At 61.4% G+C, this 19,302-nt stretch carries 17 protein-coding genes; 9 read left to right on the forward strand and 8 right to left on the reverse strand.

Annotated features, from left to right (window positions below; translation table 11 throughout):
• Positions 1-126: 126 nt before the first annotated feature.
• The 9 genes from BW978_RS06000 (at position 127) to BW978_RS06040 (ending at position 9,342) form a co-directional block, all read left to right on the forward strand.
• A complete protein-coding gene (locus BW978_RS06000) occupies positions 127-954 on the forward strand; it encodes a hypothetical protein (RefSeq protein WP_139330364.1) in 828 nt (275 codons plus the stop codon).
• A 2-nt stretch (positions 955-956) separates the two neighbouring features.
• Complete coding sequence (locus BW978_RS06005; RefSeq protein WP_076393279.1) at positions 957-1,571, forward strand: P-loop NTPase family protein; 615 nt, start codon at positions 957-959, stop codon at positions 1,569-1,571.
• A 10-nt stretch (positions 1,572-1,581) separates the two neighbouring features.
• Positions 1,582-2,394, forward strand: a complete 813-nt coding sequence (locus BW978_RS06010; protein ID WP_076393281.1) for a TIGR01458 family HAD-type hydrolase — start codon at positions 1,582-1,584, stop codon at positions 2,392-2,394.
• Positions 2,372-3,448: a hypothetical protein gene (locus BW978_RS06015; RefSeq protein WP_076393283.1), complete on the forward strand. Its 1,077-nt coding sequence runs from the start codon at positions 2,372-2,374 to the stop codon at positions 3,446-3,448. The genes BW978_RS06010 and BW978_RS06015 overlap by 23 nt, the downstream gene beginning before the upstream one ends.
• Entirely contained in the window at positions 3,445-4,977 is a 1,533-nt protein-coding gene (locus BW978_RS06020; protein ID WP_076393285.1) for an alkaline phosphatase family protein, read from the forward strand. The genes BW978_RS06015 and BW978_RS06020 overlap by 4 nt, the downstream gene beginning before the upstream one ends.
• Positions 4,970-5,668: a metallophosphoesterase family protein gene (locus BW978_RS06025; protein WP_076393287.1), complete on the forward strand. Its 699-nt coding sequence runs from the start codon at positions 4,970-4,972 to the stop codon at positions 5,666-5,668. The genes BW978_RS06020 and BW978_RS06025 overlap by 8 nt, the downstream gene beginning before the upstream one ends.
• A gap of 42 nt (positions 5,669-5,710) precedes the next feature.
• Positions 5,711-6,601 carry a DMT family transporter gene (locus tag BW978_RS06030; RefSeq protein ID WP_083697512.1) on the forward strand — a complete coding sequence of 297 codons (891 nt, stop codon included), beginning with the start codon at positions 5,711-5,713 and terminating at the stop codon, positions 6,599-6,601.
• Positions 6,598-7,869, forward strand: coding sequence for an ATP-grasp domain-containing protein (locus BW978_RS06035; RefSeq protein WP_083697513.1), 1,272 nt, complete (start codon positions 6,598-6,600; stop codon positions 7,867-7,869). Before BW978_RS06030 ends, BW978_RS06035 begins: the two co-directional genes overlap by 4 nt.
• A gap of 207 nt (positions 7,870-8,076) precedes the next feature.
• Entirely contained in the window at positions 8,077-9,342 is a 1,266-nt protein-coding gene (locus BW978_RS06040; protein WP_076393291.1) for a cation:proton antiporter, read from the forward strand.
• 41 nt (positions 9,343-9,383) lie between these two features.
• Here BW978_RS06040 and BW978_RS06045 read toward each other — a convergent pair whose 3' ends face one another.
• The 8 genes from BW978_RS06045 to BW978_RS06080 all read right to left on the reverse strand — a co-directional run bounded on the left by BW978_RS06045 (position 9,384) and on the right by BW978_RS06080 (position 19,271).
• On the reverse strand, positions 9,384-11,069 hold the full coding sequence (locus BW978_RS06045; protein WP_076393293.1) for an ABC transporter permease: 1,686 nt from the start codon (positions 11,067-11,069) through the stop codon (positions 9,384-9,386).
• A 7-nt stretch (positions 11,070-11,076) separates the two neighbouring features.
• Positions 11,077-12,054 carry an ABC transporter substrate-binding protein gene (locus tag BW978_RS06050; RefSeq protein WP_076393295.1) on the reverse strand — a complete coding sequence of 326 codons (978 nt, stop codon included), beginning with the start codon at positions 12,052-12,054 and terminating at the stop codon, positions 11,077-11,079.
• 74 nt (positions 12,055-12,128) lie between these two features.
• Entirely contained in the window at positions 12,129-13,250 is a 1,122-nt protein-coding gene (locus BW978_RS06055) for an ABC transporter ATP-binding protein (RefSeq protein ID WP_076393297.1), read from the reverse strand.
• Positions 13,251-13,360: 110 nt separating this feature from the next.
• Entirely contained in the window at positions 13,361-14,200 is an 840-nt protein-coding gene (locus tag BW978_RS06060) for an HpcH/HpaI aldolase/citrate lyase family protein (RefSeq protein WP_076393299.1), read from the reverse strand.
• Positions 14,197-14,649 (reverse strand): MaoC family dehydratase, encoded by a 453-nt coding sequence (locus BW978_RS06065; protein ID WP_076393301.1) that lies wholly within the window; start codon positions 14,647-14,649, stop codon positions 14,197-14,199. The genes BW978_RS06060 and BW978_RS06065 overlap by 4 nt, the downstream gene beginning before the upstream one ends.
• Entirely contained in the window at positions 14,649-16,505 is a 1,857-nt protein-coding gene (locus tag BW978_RS06070) for an acetyl/propionyl/methylcrotonyl-CoA carboxylase subunit alpha (protein ID WP_076393303.1), read from the reverse strand. The genes BW978_RS06065 and BW978_RS06070 overlap by 1 nt, the downstream gene beginning before the upstream one ends.
• A 7-nt stretch (positions 16,506-16,512) precedes the next feature.
• Complete coding sequence (locus BW978_RS06075) at positions 16,513-18,108, reverse strand: carboxyl transferase domain-containing protein (RefSeq protein ID WP_076393305.1); 1,596 nt, start codon at positions 18,106-18,108, stop codon at positions 16,513-16,515.
• Positions 18,108-19,271, reverse strand: a complete 1,164-nt coding sequence (locus tag BW978_RS06080) for an isovaleryl-CoA dehydrogenase (protein WP_076393307.1) — start codon at positions 19,269-19,271, stop codon at positions 18,108-18,110. Before BW978_RS06080 ends, BW978_RS06075 begins: the two co-directional genes overlap by 1 nt.
• Positions 19,272-19,302: the final 31 nt, after the last annotated feature.

Here is a 19,302-nt window from a genome sequence, read left to right on the forward strand (position 1 = left end):
TGAGGTCTCCATGGAGAAACTCCCGTTGATGATCCATGGAATGTCGATCACAGATCAGGCGGCAACGAGCAACGTGGGACCTGAACACCGGTTACCGTCGAGGTGCACAAGAGCCATTTTCTCAGCGTGTCGCCGCTGTCAGTGACGATACCCGACCAGGATCTCGTCGGCGCGCTGTTTGCCCTGTGCGACCAGGAGCATCTGCGGCTGTGCAATTACGAATGCCTCTATTACAAGGGGCTGCCGGACACCGAGCTCGAATTCAAGTTCAACATCCGTACCCCCTATAACTTCTACAGTATCAACAGGCTGTTCTACGAGAAGCTCGATCGTGGCGAGATCGAAGGATTCATGCCGCAGCTTGGTGATGAGATCCAGCACTGGAGCTACGACAACAATCTCTGCGAGATCCTGCCCAATGCGGAGGGCGTCGGCGGCTATGTCTCCATCATGTATTGGAGCAAGAAAAAGCGTGCCAACTGGGACGAGCGGACGGTCACGTTCAAGAAGAAGCTCTTCCATGAAGATACGCTCGAACGATGGGAGCGGAACTACCATAACCTCTATGTGCAAGGCACGCCCGAGGAGAGCCTTGCCAGCTACTTCGATCTGCCACTGGCAAGTTGCCCCGACTGGCGCCGAACGCGATTGGACATCGCCTGCGAAGCCAATGACACCGGCAACATCTTCTTTCTGAATTTCGAGGATAGCCGGGTCTATAACGACAGCTCGCCGCAGGGCCGGCTGCAGCAATGCGAGATCGAGTATCACAAGAGCCGAGGCGTTCCCGATGACGACCTGATCTATCGTGACTTCGAGCGCATCGGGCAGGCGATGGAGAGCTTCCTCGCCGAGATCGGCTTGCCTTACGAAAAGACCAATTACTCCAAGCTGAGCTTCCTCAAGGACTATCTGGCGTCGAAAGACCTTACCGGCCAGGGAAGGGGGATCTGACGATGACGAAATCCGGCGTCCATCAGATCCGGCTTGCGCTGATCGGTCCGAGCGGGGCGGGCAAAAGCACGACGGCGCGGCTTCTGCAGACGGCACTTCAGGCGCGCGGTTTGTCCTGCAGCGTACACAAGCTTGCCAAGCCTCTCTATGATATCAAGCAGATGTATTATCAGGCGGCCGGGCAGGCGGTCGCCTATGATGCGCAAGACCACCCTCTGATGGAGCAGATTGCCCGTGGCCTGCGCGACCTGTCGCCAACCAGCCTCGTGGACAACCTCACCCTGCGCCTCGCCGACTGCACGGATGACGTCATCCTCAACGACGATTTGCGCGATGACGCGGTCGACTGCCCAGCGCTCCGTCGCCAGGGCTTCCGGCTTATCCGGATCTTTGCACCGGAGGGAGTGCTGAGAGACCGTCTGATCTGCCGCGCTGACCTGCGGCTGATCGAACATTCGCCGCTCGACGCGCAAGTGCGCAGAATGCGCGCCGACTACGTCCTGTCCAATACGGCGGATCTGGCGAAACTGCAGACGCAGATCGACGGTCTGCTCGACCGGCTCACCGCCGGCGTTCGCGAGCGTGGCGCCTGTACGTCAACGCTTCAGCTGGTGTGAGGGCGCGCGGATGTCGGCCCCGGTTCGAGCCATCCTTTGCGACATCGACGGCACGTTGATGTTTGGCGGCAGCGCAATTCCCGGCGCGGTAGAGGCGATATCAGAGCTGCGTGTAGCCGGTATCGCGCTTCGGTTCTTGACCAATATCAGCAGCCTCGCTCCGAACGCTCTGGCAGCTCGACTGTCGCAGCATGGCTTCGACATTCAAGCGGAGGAAATAGAGACTTCCGTCACCGCCTGTGCCTCTTTGCTGGCGAGGGACGTGGACCGCACTGTCTGGCTGCTGGTTCCTGACAGCGTTCGGCATCTCTTCGATCAATGCAGCCAGACTGCGCGCAACCCAGATACCGTGGTCGTGACTGATGTCAGACATGGCTTTTCCTATGCGGCGATGAACGAAGCCTATCTCATGCTTTCGCAAGGCGCGGATTTCGTCGTTCCGCACCGGACGATGTACTCGGTCGATAAGAGGGGTCGATACCTTGATGCCGGCGCTTTCATTGCTGGCCTGGAGGCCGCAATCGGACGCAAGGCGACTGTGACCGGCAAGCCCAGTGCGACATTTTTCAACGAGGCGCTGAGAACTGTCGGATGTGGAGCTGGCGACGTCCTCGTCGTCGGCGATGATATGCTGACCGACATCAGGGGGGCCGCGGACTGCGGAATGCGCTCGGTTCTCGTCGCGACGGGCAAGGGCACGACCCCTCACAATTCAGCGTCGGCGGGACAGCCGACATTTCTCCTGTCTACGATTGCCTCATTGCCGGCTTTGGTTCACTCCCTCAATCGGAAGACACATCATGCTGCCGACCTCACTGCCTGACAGTCAGACGCAGTTTTTGCTTGAAAACGGCAACGTCTGCATAGCGTTCCAACACTGCGAAAACAGCGCGGGAATTGCCGCCAGACTGGCGGACTTTCTGGCTCCATCATTTCAGATGGCCTGTGACCACTCGCATTTCGATTTTTCCATCGGTTTCGAACCCTATGAGAGCTTTCCCGAAACATGGAAAACCGTCGTTTTGAGCGACCTGCTTATCCGCCGCAGTACCGCCGACATGTTCAACCTGAAGGCAGACGTTTCCGTTTGGGACGAGAATGTCATCGTTGTTCATGATGCAAGCAAAACAACAGCCTACCGGATAGACAGGCATACCCGACATATCACTGCCTATGTTTCCGAAGCGTCGTTCGTGCATCTGGTAGAATTGATACGATATACATGCCTTATCATCGAGGAATCGAGGGGATCTATACTTCTCCACGCGAGCGCTGCGATGGTAGACGGGGAAGCCGTGCTCGTCCTCGGCCACAAGGGCGCCGGCAAGACGACGACCTTGCTGCGGTTGTTGCTGAACGAGGCCTTCGACTATCTGTCCGGCGACAAGGTTCTGATCGATTGCACCACCGGCGGCCTGAGGATACGCGCCTGGCCGGACTATCCGCACATAGGCATCGGATCCTTGCGGACATATCCCGTCTTTGCTGCAGCATGTGGGGTCGATTTCTTCTGGGAAGACGGCTGCGAGAAGCCGGACAACCACAAGGAACTTATCGAGCCCCATGTGTTTCGCGCTGCCCTGCCGGGCAAGCCCCGCAGAGCATGCGGAGATGTCCGCGCAGTTCTTTTCCCCGATATCAGTAACTCCAGACTTGAGGTGCGGCAACTCCGGCCGGACGAACAGTCTCTTGAGGTTCTTCGGGACAATGTCGAATTTCCGTTCGAATTCACCCCGGGGCGTTGGCATGGACTTTTCGACGACATCATGCGCCGCGAACGCGTTCTCGACGACACATTGCTGCGTCGCCTCATGGATGTTCCGTGGTACTCGGTGCTCGGCCCCGTTGCCTCCCCTATCCGGGAGCTTTCGTTATGACGGATCTGCCACGCCTTCTCTGGATGCTGATTGACGGATTTCCGCACTGGCTGGTCGAGCGATATGTCGAGAGCCCTACGGTGGCCGCGCGCCTTCCGATGTTGCAGCAGCTCTGGAGGCAGGATTGCATCAGCAGGCTTCTGCCCGTATCGCCCAATTGTCAGACGCCGCCCTCCTTGTCGACGCTCTGGAGCGGCGTCGAGCCGCTGGGGACCGGCATCGTCGGTTTTCATCTGCCGGATCCGGACGTGGCACATCCAATCGCGGTGAAGGAGGCCTTTTCGGTTCGACCGACGCATGTCCGCTGGATCTGGGATTTCTATGCCGAAGCCGGCCATGCAGTTCGGCTGTGCCATGTTCCTTTCGTATCGCCAGAAAGGCTTGGGGAGCGTGCACGCTATGTCAGCTACGGCTTCGTGCCTCCGGTACGCGCGCCAGCCTTGGCCTCGCCCTCGTCGCTCAGCCCCAAGGAATTATGGCACTACGAGGCGATCGACGGAGATGCTCGGCTGACTGTCGGTTCCTGGTCGCTGCAGCATCAGGCCGTCGATATCGAACTGGGCGCATGGCGCCCGCGGCTGTATGGCAATGACATCGAGCGTACGGTAGAGCGGCTACGGCACGCGCCGCCTTTGCTCGCATCCGCGCCCAACACGCTCTATCGCGAAGGAAAACTGGGGCCGCGTCTCGCCGACGGCGGCGACGGCACCGCCGAACGTGTCTTCACTGCCTGCCTGCTCCAGATGTCCCTCCGCTATCTCGATGAATTTCTGGATAGCGTCGAGCAGGCCGATAGCCAGCTCGTCATCGGATACCAGCCTGCCCTCGATATCATGCTGCATGAATTCGCCGGCTATCTCGATCCCGCCTGCCTGTTCTGGTCTGCCGAGCGCGAAGCGGTCGTCGATGAACTGGTTTTGACGATGCTCGAACGCTTCGACGTCTTCCTATCGCGACTGCAGGCGGTGGCGCGTCCGAAGGACCGTGTCATCGTGTGCTCTGATCACGGAATGGCGTCGCTGGATACGATCATATTTCCCAACACGGTACTTGCGCAAAGAGGGTATCTGGCCAGTACGCCGGACCTCAAGATCGATGTTGAACGCTCAATTTGCTTCTATCACCCGGCAGAGACGGGCGCGCTCTGGATCAATCCTGCCGCCGCCGATCGCGCGGGTGTTTCTCGGCGGTCGATCGTGGCCGATCTTTGTAGCGACCTTGCCGATGCACCGGGAGGAGCGCCTGACATTTTGCCGATCGGTGGCGAGGTGCTGGATGGCTTCAACCTCCTAGGACATCTGCGGCCCGGTCACTGCCAGCAAGCCAAGTCGACGATCACGGATGCTCGCTGGGGACCGAGCCGGAAGACAGGAGAACACGGCAGCCATTGCCTCGATCCGCGTCTGGAGGGGATCGTCATCGATCTCAGCGCCGACCGGCAGCGACCGACAGCGTCAGCGATCATGGCCAAGGACGTCGCGGCCGCCTTCATCGGCTGCCGCATTCCGCAGGAGGCGCTCAATGCGTGAGCCCTATTCCAGCGAAGCCTTGCCCGTTCTGGCAGACATCCACGGCAACCGCATGGGCTTCGAGGCCGTGCTCGATCGCCTCGCGACCTTGAATATCCGGCGTCCTCCCTTGCTTCTCGGCGACCTGGTCTGGACGCATTTTTGCGATCGCAGCGCTTCCGAGCTCGTCATGCTGCTTGATCGGATCATGTCCATGCCGCTCACCGGAGCTGTGTGTGGAAACACCGACGCGTTTTTCCTGAACGGCTGGCTGGAACGCTGGGACCCTGCAGACGCTGAAGACCAGCGAACACGGTCCCATATGCTTTCCTTCAAATCGTGCCTGAGTGCGGCGCATCTGGCATTTCTGGGCGCAATGCCCAATACGCAAACATTCGTCATGAGCAATCGGACGTGTCTCGCTTGCCACGCATCACCGCGCGACAACCGCATCGGCTTGACGCTGGACATGCTGACCGCCGATGTCGATGAGCACCTGGCCGGTCGCCATATGCATTGCCTCGTGACGGGGCACCTGCATACGCCCTTCGTCCGCCTCATGGAGAGCGGGCTTCTCCACATCTCCGTCGGAGCCGTTGGCCGCCATCCTCACGAATATGACGGCATCGTCGATTTCGCGATTCTTGACCATACGCCAAGCGGCCTCGTTGCCGTCCACCACCGGCTTCTCGAGCCGCAGCAGATGCATTGAATATCCAGGCCTTTTGTCTTCTTACATTTTGTGGAGCCTGACATGAAAGCTCTATCACCATTGGACACTTTGGCGCTTCTCGTCGTGCTGGCGCTGTGGTCCGGCAACTTCGTGGCGACCAAGATCGGGCTGAATGGGATTGACGTCCTGTTCTTTTGCGGCTGGCGTTTCCTCATTGCCGGCATCTGCGGATTGCCATTCCTCAGAATGCCAGGAAAGAACCTTTCCTATCTGCTGATGATCTCGCTCGTGCTCGGCACCATTCACTTCGCCTTCCTGATGTATGGCATCCGTGGTGCCGGTGCCGGCGCCTCGACGGTCGTCTACCAGCTCAATGTCCTCTTCGGGGTGATCCTGGGGATTTTGCTCTTCGGCGAGCAGTTCAGCTATCTGCGCTTCACCTGCATCCTTCTTGCGATCGCCGGGTTGACGGTGACCCTCTGGCAGAAGGCAGAATTCTCCGTGTCGCTTGCCCTCGTATCGGTGGTGATTGCAGCCTTCATCTTCGCCTATGCCCAGATCATGGTGAAAAAAGTAAAGGGCATGCCGGGTTTCACGATCAACACCTGGGTCAACCTGCTGGCCGCGCCGCAGATGTTCCTTCTCTCCTATATCTTCGAGGGAAATCAATGGGTTTCGATCCCGCAAATTCCGCTGAATTCCATCCTCGCGCTTCTCTACACTTCTGCATTGTCGGGCGTTTTCGCTTATGGGTTCTGGTATTACCTGCTGCAAAAATACCCGGTCGGGACCGTGCTTCCGATGACGCTGATCGTGCCCCTCAACGGGGTGCTCCTTTCCATCTTCCTGCTTGGTGAAGTCCTGACGCCTGAACTCGCTTTCGGGGGAGCCATGATTCTGCTGAGCGTGGTGGGCATCTACATGCACGACCAGATCAAAACACTTCATTTCGGAAGGAGGCCCAGGAAATGAGCACAGGGGAAAGAAGACTACTGATCGTCGAGGTTCACGCCCGCGGGGCCGGCAATTATCCCCGTTTTGATATCCTGCGACGGCACGGCTATGCGATCTTCTATCTCACGACCAGCGAAAGGGTCGATCCCTACGACTTTGCCGATATCAGGCGCGTGCCGAGCAAGTTTCTGGACGATTTGCGCAAGGCTGCGGAAGAATGGCACCGCGAGGTCGACTTCGACGCGGTCATGACGACCGACGAGGCATCCGTAATCGCCACCGCCAGCATTGCCGAGACGCTTCACTTGCCTGGTCTGGGCCTGAAGGCTGCGCAAAACAGCCGCAACAAATGGTTCATGCGTCTTGCACATCAGGCCGGCGAGGCACCCCATCCGCAATTTGCCCGCTGCGATACGCTGGAGGATGCGCTGGTCGCCGCCAAGGAGATCGGATACCCGGTGATCCTCAAGCCGACGCTCGGCGCACTGGCGCAGCACGTCTACAAGATTTCCGGTCCAGTGGAGATGGAGAACCGTTTCGCCGCGGCGATGGAGGGAAGCAAATCCGCCTCGTTCAGCCGGTTCGAGGCCAAATCCGAGGATATCGGACCTTGCACTCTTCTGGTCGAAAGCTTTCTCGACGGATCGGAACATGCAGTCGAAGCCGTCATCGAGGGGGACACGCTCCAGCTCGGCGCCATTGCCGACCGGCTGTCGATCGATTCTGAAACCTTCGACGCCGATCTCTACAAGATGCCGACGGCTCTTTCGGCAAGTCAGATTGAGTTGGTGCATGAGGCGATCCGGCTCGGCGCCATGTCGCAGGGTATCGGTCTCGGCGTTCTGCATGCCGAGGTCCGCTTCCATCACGGACGCCCCTACATTCTCGAGATAGCGGCCCGTCCGGGGGGCGGCTCGATCCAATACACCTCCGAGGCATCCTACGGTTACTGCCCCGTCAGTGCCGCCCTGACGGTGGCGGAGGGACGAAGTGTGCACGTCCCGCCGCTGAAGCCGACGGGAGAGGTCTCGATTGCCCTGACCATGTTGTGTGACGAGGGTCATGTCGAGAAGCTGTCCGTTCCTTCGGGTGTGCGAAACATGCCGGGTGTCATAAACTTCCAGGTCGTTCCGAAACCTGGCGGCACCGTCTACCGGCCACCGCTGGGTAATGACGTGCTCGGGTTCCTGGGCACGAAGGGCGACAGCCTGGACGATGCACTCGCCCTGGCGGACAGGATTTTTACGTCCATCGAGATCGACCTTACGCCATTGGCCCACACATGACGAACGATGCATGAGCAGACCGCCGGCAGACTTCAACGCATCACCATAGTTTGACGCTCCGGCCCCAGTTTCTCCAGTTCCGCACGCAAGACGGCCCCGCCATTTTTGCTGGAATTCCTCGTACCCAGGATGGCTTTCGATCGGAGCGGTCGGGAGATGATTTTCCAATGCCTGTTGTTCTCTATTCAGTATCGATGGAGGCTCGTCGTGCCGCAGATCCCGGAGTACCTAAATGCCTTCGCGATCATGCTGTCGGCGATCGCGCTTTGCTGGGGCCTATGCCGGATGTGTCTCAAGGGCCCGCAGTCGGCATTGCTACCGGATTTCCTGCTCTACATATGTGCCGGGTTCCTCGTGAAAACGGTCTGCGGTACCTTCTTTCCGGACAGCATGGCGCTGTTGACCAAGCAAAACGACAGCTTCGTTGCGATCCAATTCGTCGCTCTGTTTTTCTTCATGATGCCGAGCTGTGCAAATCTGCGTTTCGAGGGCCTTGGCAGTCACGCGAAGGAAGTCGGCAGTCTGGTGACAGGCTGCGTCCTGGCATTCTTCCTCGCCCTGCTATCGGCACCCGCCATAGCCAAGTTCGCGCCTGATCCGTTGTTCGTCGATACCGATGAACACACTCGTTTTGCACATTTCCTGGTCTTGAGCCTCGGCACGATGGTGACGTCCATTCCGTTCCTGACCAAGATCCTGCTGAGTAACGGTTTGCTCAAGTCTCGCTTTGGCAAAAGCCTTCTGCTTTCGGCCTGCATTGTCGACGTTGTGGTCTGGATTATCTTCTCGATTGCCCTTTCGATTTCTTCGAGTGGCGGGGCGGATATCGGCACGGCCGGCTGGCAAATCCTGCGAGCGATCGCTCTCATAGGGCTGACCCTCGGTATCGGCATTCCGCTTGCTCGGTGGGGTGCGGCGGCGCTTCAGCGCAATGGCTGGCTCGATTTTCTCTTCGCGCTTGTTGTCGCGGGCGGCACCCTTGCCTTTACCATGCTGGTTGGCCTCGAGCCGATCGTCGGAATGGTTCTCGCAGGGCTTGTCGCCGGTTCCGCTCGCGACCATATCGCGGAGGGCCTCGACCGCCTGGAAAAACTAGCCGCTACTTTTGGCGCCCCGGTCTATTTCATCTGCGTCGGTTTCAGCATCAACCTGACAACAACGCCCAATTTCGCGATGATCGTCGTCTTCCTGCTTTGGACCTCAGCGGTCAAGATCGGGTCGGTCGCCGTCACGACAGGTTTCCTGCGCCAGCCAAGCTGGTCCAGTTTAGGCTTTGGCATCGCCATGAATACCCGAGGCGGGCCGGGGCTGGTCCTTGCCGCCGCATCCTATTCCGCCGGCCTTGTCAGCATCACGGGTTTCATGGCGCTGACGCTGACCTCGATTCTCACCGCCGTGATGACGGATCTGTATCTTCGGTCGGAGCTGCGGAACGGTCGAGTGCCATTGCCCCACCAAGGAAACAAACTCTGAATACTAGGGCAGCAAAACCGCGATCGCCCGCTCCGTCTGGATCAATCGACCCAGGGCAGAGTGCCCCTCGGCAGACGGTGGGCGGCGGCCGTGGCGATGGCGGCGAGTATCAGGACCAGAAGCGTCGACAGGACGGCGACCGCGGCTGCGGCGGTCGAGTTGCCTTCATACTGCAAGGCAAAGATCATGACCCCGATCGTCTCGTTGCCGGACGACCACAACAGGGCTGAGAGCGTCAGTTCGTTCAGCGCCGTCATCACCACCAGGATCGCGCCGGCCGCGGCGGCGGGCAATACACCTGGCAGGAAGATCGCCAGGATACGGCGCAACAGCCCGGCGCCTGTCACGCGGGCGGCTTCGTCAAGCGAGGGGTCGGCTGACTGTGCGGCGGCAGCAACCGGCCGCAGGACCAGTGGCAGGAAGCGCGCGAGGTAGGCGATAACGAGGATCATCATCGTTCCGTAGATCGAGATCCCAACAAGCGGCAGAGGCTTCAGAAAGGCGAGGATCATGCCAAGAGCGACGACTGTTCCGGGAACAACCCAGGGGGCTTCGATGATGATGTCCAGCAGTCGCAACACCGGGTTCTGCCCGCGCCTGGACACAAAGGCCAGCGGCACGGCGACGAGCATCGAGATGGCAGCCGTGATCAACGCAAGCATAAGCGAATTGGTAAAGGCGCGCCTTACAGTCTGATTGTCGAGGACGGCATGGAACTGATCGAGGCTGATCGTGTCTGGCCCGAATGCCACGCCTATGGCCGGCAAGAGTGCGGTCATCGTGAGGGCCGCCAGTGGGACCAGAGACAGGATCAGCACAAGGATCCAGATCAGGATCTCGATCACGGGTGCGCTGCGCCGCGCGACGAAGGGGGCGCCCGCCGGCAGTGGCACGGCGAGACGGGTTGCAACGACATTGCGCATGACGATCGCGATCGCTGCCATCGCCGCGAGCACGAGGGCCAGCGTCGCCACCTGTCCGGCCGCTGCCGGACCAAAGCCGTTGAGCCGCTGGTAGATCAGCGTCGTCAGGACAGAAATGCGGCCGGGAATGCCGAGCAGTGCCGGGACGCCGAAATTGCCGATCGCGGCGGTGAAGGCGATCAGGCTGCCGGCGAGAACCGAGGGCATGACGATTGGCAGCACGATGCCGGTTCCAATCCGCCGGGGCGGAATACCGAGAATGCGCGCGGCTTCGATCAGGTCGGACGGCAGCGCTCGCAAGGCGGCACGCACCGCGATGAAGACGAGTGGCATATGCTCGATGCCCATCACCAGTGCTATTCCGCCCACCGAATAGAGTGGGTTGGTCGAACCCGGCGCTGCGGCAAGGCCGAGTGGTTTGAGGATCGGTGATTGTGCGCCGAAGAGTTCGATCCAGGCGAGCGCCATGGTTTGCGACGGTACGATCAGCGGTATCAGGATGAGAAAGGTCAGCGCTGCGCGGGTCCTCAGCTTGAGCAGGCTGACGGCAAAGGCGAGCGCCACGCCAATGAGCGTCGAGACGAGGACAGACAGAAGGGCCGTCTGCAGCGTGCCGGAAAGCGCCCTGAGCGTCGAGCGGCTGGACAAGGTGGCAAGCATCAGACCGAGCGGTGTACCGTCCTCGCCGGGCTGGAAGGCGCTGGCAAACAATCGGGCAAGCGGCCACAGCGTTGTTGCGGCGACATACAGAACGAGAAGGGAGACGAGCAGATGCTCGCCTCCCGAGACACGCGGCTTGTGCATTCTGGGATCAGCCGCCGAAGAGCTTGGCGAACTTTTCCTTGTTCTCGGTGTCGGCCTTCAGCATGGCATCGCTATCGGCAGGCAGGATCTTCAGCGTCGAGAGGGCCGGATAGCCTTCCGGCTGCGTGACACCGGGCAGGATCGGGAAGTAACCCTGGGCGGTTGCCTGTTCCTGCGCGGCCTTGGACAGCTGCCAGGAGACGAAGGTCTTGGCAGCGTCCACTGCATCCGAGCCCTTCAGCACGGCAACCGGCTGGGTGATCGAGCTCACGCCTTCGGTCGGGAAGACGAAGTCGACGGGTGAGCCCTTCTTCTTAGCGTTCAGCGCCATGTATTCGATGATGATGCCATAGGCCTTCTCGCCGCGCGCAACGGCCTCGATGACCGTGCCATTGCCCTGACCGGCAACGGCGCCGGCCTCTGCCAGCTTCTCATAGTAGGCCCAGCCGAATTCCGGCTGCTGCGTCATGGTGCCGACATGGATGACGGCGGCACCCGAATAAAGCGGGCTCGGCATGATTAGGCTTTTTGCCGCATCGGTTTCGAGCAGATCGTTCCAGCTTGTCGGCGCCGTCTTCACGAGGTCGGTGTTGTAGACGATGCCCGTGGTGATCACCTTGGTGCCGAAGAAAGTCTTGTCGGCATCGATGAAGGCCGGATCGATGCCCTCGACCGGGGCGTCGGTGAAGGCGAGCAGGCGGTCGTCGTTCTTCAGCTGGGTCATCGCGACAGTGTCGGCGATCAGAATGACGTCGGCGGGGCTATTGCCGGCTGTATATTCGGCCTGCAGCTTGGCCATGACTTCGGTGGTGCCGGAGCGGAAGAGCTCGACCTTGATCTCCGGGTGGTCGGCGTTGAAGGCCTCGATGACCTGGGTCATCTGATCCTGCGGCTGCGAGGTATAGACGGTGATCGTGTCCTCTGCCTGTGCGGTGAAGGCGAGACCGGCAAGGATCGTGGTGGTGAGGAGCGTGCGGATGAACATGGAAACCTCATTGAAGGGGCGGAGCAGGCCCGAAAACGGTCGAATGCCGGCCCTTGGGCGGCAGGAATTGTCGCCTAGCGCAGCGAGATGACGCCCGGACGACAGGTCGATGATCTTCGTGTGACATCGCCGTTGCTGGGCGTGCCCCCGCCTTGGCCGATTACCCAGCCGTCCGTGATGACAAGTTCGATCGGCGTGCCCGGCGCGATCCGCTCGTCCAGTGGCAGGCTGACGACGTCGCCGTCGATCTCGGTCGGCAGGCAATGGCTGAGAAGGCTGCCGTTCTGAAAGACCTGGCCGACGAGCTCGGTCTTAAGATGTCCGCCCTCGTTGACGCGCTTGAGATCCGAGGCATGAAAGCAGAGCCAGCCATAGCCGACGGGTGCATTTCCCGGCATGTCGAGAAGTTGCTGGCCAAGCATCACCCGGGTCCAGCCGCCTTCCGATGTGATCACCCGGACCGGCAGTGTCCGACCGCGCCCGATGAAGCGGGCGACCATCGGCGAGGCTGGCTTCCGGTAGAGCTCCTCCGGCGTTGCCAACTGCTCCAGCCGACCGTGGTCCATGACGGCCACATGGGTCGCGACCGCCATGGCCTCGTCCTGGTCGTGGGTGACGAAAACGAAGGTGGAGCCAGTCAGGCTGTGGATGCGACGAAATTCGGCAAGCATCGCCTCGCGCAGATGTGCATCGAGGTTGGCGAGCGGTTCGTCGAGGAGGATCAGATTGGGTCGGGTGGCAAGCGAGCGGGCCAGCGCCACACGCTGACGCTGTCCGCCGGACAGCTCGTGCGGGCGTCTGTCGCCGAGACCCGCGAGGCCGACGACCTTCAGCACCTCCTCGATCCGTGCGGCGCGTTCCCGGGGTTTCAATCCGCCGACCTTCAGGCCGAATTCGATGTTGCCGCGAACGGTCATCGTCGGCCACAGGGCGTAGGACTGGAATACCATGCCGATCCCCCGCTTTTCCGGGGGAAGGAAGGCACCATCCCCGGCAACGATCGTCTCGTCGAAGCGAATTTCACCCCCGTCAGGCGCCTCCAGCCCCGCGATCAGCCGCAGGAGGGTGGTCTTACCTGAGCCCGAAGGACCGAGCAGGGCGAGAAATGCACCGTCGGGGATGGTGAGCGAGACGCCGTCGACAGCCTGAAAATCGTCAAAACGCTTGGAGACGGCGGAAAGGGTAAGACGCGGCAAGGCTTTGTGCTCCCGAATTTCCCTCGTCCTCTGCCACGTTCAGATGACGTCTGGATGAAGCCGCTGGCGTAGATGCCATCTCCTCGGTGGTGAGCTTGTGGCGACCAATTTCAGGCACGGTCATCCGTGTATTCAAGCAGATGTTTCGCTTGTTTGAGATGCGGTGCGTCGATCATTCGGCCGGCGAAACGAAGCACGCCTTTGCCGGGATTGGCGGCAAAGGCGTCGACGATCGCCTGAGCCTCGGCCAATTCCTCCGGGGTCGGCGTGAATGCCTGGTTGATGACGGGTACTTGCGCGGGATGGATCGCCATCATGCCATTAAAGCCGTCAAAGCGGGCGCGCCGCGCATAGGCGGCAAGCCCGTCCGCATCGGCAAGCGCGGGGTAAACGGTCTCGATCGCAGCCACGCCGGCCGCGTGGGCGCCAAACAAGGTCAGGGAGCGGGCGAGTTCGTAAGGGGCGGTGTAGCGGCCCGTCTCGTCGCGTGCGCCAAGCGCCCCGATGGCGGCCGGCAGGTCTTCCGCGCCCCAGGTCAGGCCGACAAGCCTGTCGCTGACGGATGTGTAAGAGCCCAGCTGGAAGATCGCGGCCGGGGTCTCGGTCGCGATCGGCAGGACGGGGATGCCGGGCGCTTTTGCGCTCAGGGCTTCGACACTCGAAGCGCCCTCCGCCTTCGGGAGCACCAGCCCGTCCGGCGGTCCTTCGAGGATCGTGGCGAGATCGTCGTCCAAAAGGCCGCTGTCGAGCGGATTGACTCGGACGAGAAGCCGGATCCGGCCTTTTGCCTGGCGCAGGAAGCTCGCCGTCGCCAGCCGCGCCGCAGGCTTGGCGTCCAGCGTCACGGAATCCTCGAGGTCCAGAAGCAGGGCATCGGCGCCGCAGCCGAGTGCCTTCTCCATGCGATCGGGTCTGTCGCCCGGAACGAAGAGCAGCGAGCGCAGCCTCATTGGGGCCTCCGCGAGACGAGTGCGGAGCGCAGGCACTGGCAGACCAGTTCGCCCCGCTGGTTGAAGAGCTCATGCCTGAAGGTGACGATGCCAGCGGTTGGGCGCGATTGGCTTTCCTTTAGGTCGGCAATCTCGGTTTCCGCCCGCAGCGTGTCGCCGAGGAAGACTGGTTTCGGCATGACAACCTTGTCGTAGCCCAGATTGGCAACCAGCGTGCCGAGCGTGGTATCGCCGACCGACAGGCCGACCATCAGCGAGAAGGTGAAGGTGCCGTTGACGAGGATCTGGCCGAATTCGCTCGCTTTCGCCGATTCGACATCGAGATGCAGCGGTTGCGGATTGTGGGTCATCAGCGTGAACAGCAGGTTGTCCGTTTCGGTCACAGTGCGCCTGACCTCGTGAGAGATCCGGTCGCCCAGTTTCCAGTCTTCGAAATAGCGTCCGGCCATCATCCGTCTCCCTCGATCCTGACGAGCAGGCTGCCCTCAACGACCTGGTTCCCCTGGCTCGCCCTCAGCTCCGCCACCTTGCCATCGAATGGGGCGTGAAGCACTTGCTCCATTTTCATAGCCTCGATGACGATCAACGGCTGGCCGCGTTTGACGAGGTCACCCTGGGCAACTGAAACGGCGATGATGATACCCGGCATTGGCGCGATGATGGTGCCGTCGCTGGAGCCTCCACCATGACCAGCATGCCCGGCCCGCGGTGCCCCGAACTCCCACGCCTCGCCATCATGGAAAAGAACCCCGTTTTCCATTCGGACCGTCGTTTGAGCGCCATTCACCTGAACCAGATAGAGCCTCTTTCCAACGTCGACGGCGACCTGCCGGTCGATCTCGGCATTGAGGCGAAACCCCGTCAGAGCCGTCCAGACATCCTGCGATTGTTTCGGCAACAGGGCCGTTGCAGCGGCCTGCAAAACCGCTTCAGCCGGTTCACTTGGCGGCACAAGGTCTTCGGCATGCCGATCGATGAAGCCGGTATCGACCGCCCCTGCCAGAAAGTCAGGATGACGTAGCGTGCGGCCGAGGAAACCTGCATTGCTGCGCACCGGCCAGACCTCAACCTGGCCTGCAGCCTCGCCAAGCTTTCTGGCCGCCTCTTGCCGGCTGGCGCCGTGGCTGATGAGTTTGGCCAGCATCGGGTCGTAATAGGCCGTGATCTCGTCGCCCTGTTCGACGCCGCTGTCGATCCGTAGTGTCTCCGGCAGGCGCAGATGGTCGAGCCGACCGATCGACGGCAGGAAACCGGTTGCGGGATTTTCCGCGTAGAGCCGCGCTTCCATGGCCCAGCCGTGGATCTCCAACTGATCCTGTTGCAAGGGCAGCGGCTCGCCTGACGCGATGCGCAATTGCCATTCGACCAGATCCTGTCCGGTGATCGCCTCGGTCACGGGATGCTCGACCTGGAGACGCGTGTTCATTTCCATGAACCAGATGCGATCGGCGCGCAGGCCCTCCGAGGCATCGGCGATGAACTCGATCGTGCCGGCGCCGACGTACTCGACCGCGCGGGCTGCCTTGACGGCCGCCTGGCAAATCGCCTCTCGGGTTGCGGCATCCATGCCGGGGGCGGGCGCTTCCTCGATCACCTTCTGATGCCGGCGTTGCAGCGAGCAGTCGCGTTCGAAGAGATGCACCACATTGCCCTTGGTGTCGCCGAAGACCTGCACCTCGATATGACGCGGCGAGAGGATGTATTTCTCGATCAGCACGCGGTCATCGCCAAAGGATGACGTCGCCTCGCGCCGGCAACTGGCGAGTGCCGCCGCAAAATCCTCCGTCCGCTCGACGCGGCGCATGCCCTTGCCGCCGCCGCCGGCCACCGCCTTGATCAGTACCGGATAGCCGATGGCATCGGCCTCGCTTTGCAGTCGTTCCGGGCTCTGGTCTTCACCGAGATAACCGGGGGTTACCGGCACGCCGGCTGCGATCATCCGTTGTTTGGCAGCATTTTTGAGGCCCATGGCCCGGATGGCAGCGGGCGGTGCCCCGACCCAGACGAGCCCGGCGGCGATCACGGCTTCGGCAAACTTGGCATTTTCCGACAGGAAGCCATATCCGGGATGGATCGCCTGAGCGCCGCTCTTCCTGGCGGCCTCCAGGATGCGGTCCTGACGCAGGTAGCTGTCGCGGGCCGGCGCCGGGCCGATCGGCAGTGCCTCATCGGCTTCCCGCACAAAGGCCATGCCGGAATCGACGTCCGAATGGACCGCAATCGTCCGGATGCCAAGCCGCCTTGCCGTGCGAATGATCCGCCTTGCGATTTCACCACGATTGGCAATCAAGAGACTTTCGATCATCTTCGCCTCACATCCGGAAAATGCCGAACTGCGCCCGCTCTAGGATCGGGGCGTTCAGCGTTGCGGAAAAGGCGAGGCCAAGCACGTCGCGGGTCTGGGCCGGGTCGATGATGCCGTCGTCCCACATCCGGGCCGTCGCGTAATAGGGGTTGCCTTCGTCCTCGTATTTCTGGCGGATCGGCGCCTTGAAGGCCTCGGCCTCCTCCTCCGTCCAGCCTTTGGCGTCGCGATGGACGGTCGCCAGGACAGAGGCGGCCTGCTCGCCTCCCATCACCGAAATGCGGGCATTCGGCCAGGAAAACAGGAAGCGTGGCTGAAAGGCGCGGCCGCACATGCCGTAATTGCCGGCCCCGAAACTGCCGCCGATCAGCACGGTGACTTTCGGCACCTGTGCGCCCGCGACTGCGGTCACCAGCTTGGCGCCATGTTTGGCGATCCCTTCCGCCTCGTATTTCCCGCCGACCATGAAGCCGGAGATGTTCTGCAGGAAGAGCAGCGGACTGCGCCTCTGGCAGGCGAGTTCGATGAAGTGTGCGCCCTTCAGCGCACTTTCGGAAAACAGGACGCCATTGTTGGCGAGGATGGCGATGGGCATGCCCCAGAGACGGGCAAAACCGCAGACAAGGCTTGCCCCGTAGAGCGGCTTGAACTCCTGCAGTTCGGACCCATCGACGAGGCGGGCGATCACCTCGCGCACGTCATACGGTGAGCGCAGGTCCTGCGGGACCACGCCGTAGAGTTCACTCGGGTCGAACAGGGGAGGGCGCGGCTTGGCAAGCTCGATGTCCGCCGTTTTTGGCCGGTTCAATGTCGCCACGATGTCGCGCACGATCAGAAGCGCGTGTTCGTCGTTCTCGGCAACATGGTCGACAAGGCCGGACTTGCGGGCGTGGACATCAGCACCACCCAGATCTTCGGCCGAGATCACCTCGCCGGTTGCGGCCTTCACCAGAGGTGGGCCGGCGAGAAAGATGGTGCCCTGGTTGCGGACGATCACCGTCTCGTCGGACATGGCCGGCACATAGGCGCCGCCTGCAGTACAGCTTCCCATGACGCAGGCAATCTGCGGAATCCCGGCGGCAGACATCTGCGCCTGATTGTAGAAGATCCGGCCGAAATGATCACGGTCGGGGAAGACCTCGGCCTGATGCGGCAGGTTGGCGCCGCCGGAATCCACCAGATAGATGCAGGGCAGGCGGTTTTCCGAGGCGATCTCTTGTGCTCTCAGATGCTTCTTTACCGTCATTGGGAAATAGGCGCCGCCCTTCACCGTCGGATCATGGGCAATGATCATGCATTCGCGACCGGAGACACGGCCGATGCCGGCAATCATGCCGGCGCCCGGAGCCTCGTCACCATACATGCCGCCGGCCGCCAGTTGCCCGATCTCGAGGAAAGGAGAGCCAGGATCAAGGAGCCGCAATACGCGATCCCGGGGCAGAAGCTTGCCGCGCGCCACATGCCGTTGGCGGTGGCTTTCCGCTCCGCCCAAAGCGGCGGTGGCCACCTTGGACTTCAGTTCCTCGGCAAGCGTGACGTTGCGTGTCGCATTGTGCTTGAAACCTTCGCTATCTCGATCGAGCAGAGTGGAGAGAACCGGCATCAGTTCATCCCCTCTACACCGATGACCTCGCGGCCGATCAGCATGCGGCGCACCTCGTTGGTGCCCGCGCCGATGTCGAGAAGCTTTGCATCGCGCCAGTAGCGCTCGACGGGCCAATCCTTGGTGTAACCCGCGCCACCGAGAGCCTGGATCGCCTGTTCCGCAACCTTCACCGCGTTCTCAGACGCATAGAGGATTGCGCCGGCCGCATCCTGGCGCGTTGTCTGGCCGGCATCGCAGGCACGCGCCACGGCATAGACATAGGCGCGGGCGGAGTTCAGCGCCACGACCATGTCGGCGATCTTGGCCTGCATCAGTTGGAAGCTTCCGATCGTTCGGCCAAACTGCCGGCGCTCCCTGACATAAGGCAGGACGACGTCGAGGCAGGCCTGCATGATGCCGAGCTGGATCCCAGAAAGCACCACCCGCTCGTAGTCGAGGCCGGACATCAGCACCTTCACCCCGCCGTTGAGCGGACCCATGACGTTTTCGTGCGGGACGAAGCAGTCCTGGAAAACGAGTTCGGCCGTGGGCGAGCCGCGCATGCCGAGTTTGTCGATCTTCTGGCCGATCGAGAAACCGGGGTAATCCTTTTCAACGAGAAAGGCCGTGATGCCCTTCGATCCGGCCTCCGGCTCGGTCTTGGCATAGACCAGGAGTATCTGCGCATAGGGCGCATTGGTGATCCAGAACTTGGTGCCGTTCAGGCGAAAACCGCCCTCGACCCTGTCGGCGCGCAGCCGCATCGAGACGACGTCGGATCCGGCGCCGGCTTCGGACATAGCGAGGCTGCCGACATGGTCGCCGGATATCAGGCCGGGCAGATACTTCGCCTTCTGCTCGTTGGAACCCCAGCGCGCAATCTGGTTGATGCAGAGATTGGAATGGGCGCCATAGGACAGGCCGACTGAGGCCGAAGCGCGGCTGATTTCCTCGCAGGCAACGACATGTTCGAGATAGCCAAGGCCGAGACCGCCGTCCGCTTCCGCGACCGTGATGCCATGCAGGCCGAGAGCGCCCATGGCCGGCCAGAGTTCGACCGGGAAACGATCATGCTTATCGACGTCCGCAGCGATCGGGGCGATACGCTCGCGGGCGAAACGCGCCGTCGTGTCGCGGATCATGTCCGCCGTTTCACCAAGCCTGAAGTCCATCTCGGTCATGTGGCTTCCTCACAGAGATCCTGTCATGCGG

This window comes from Rhizobium sp. RU33A, from assembly GCF_900156055.1.
Classification (GTDB): Bacteria; Pseudomonadota; Alphaproteobacteria; order Rhizobiales; family Rhizobiaceae; genus Allorhizobium.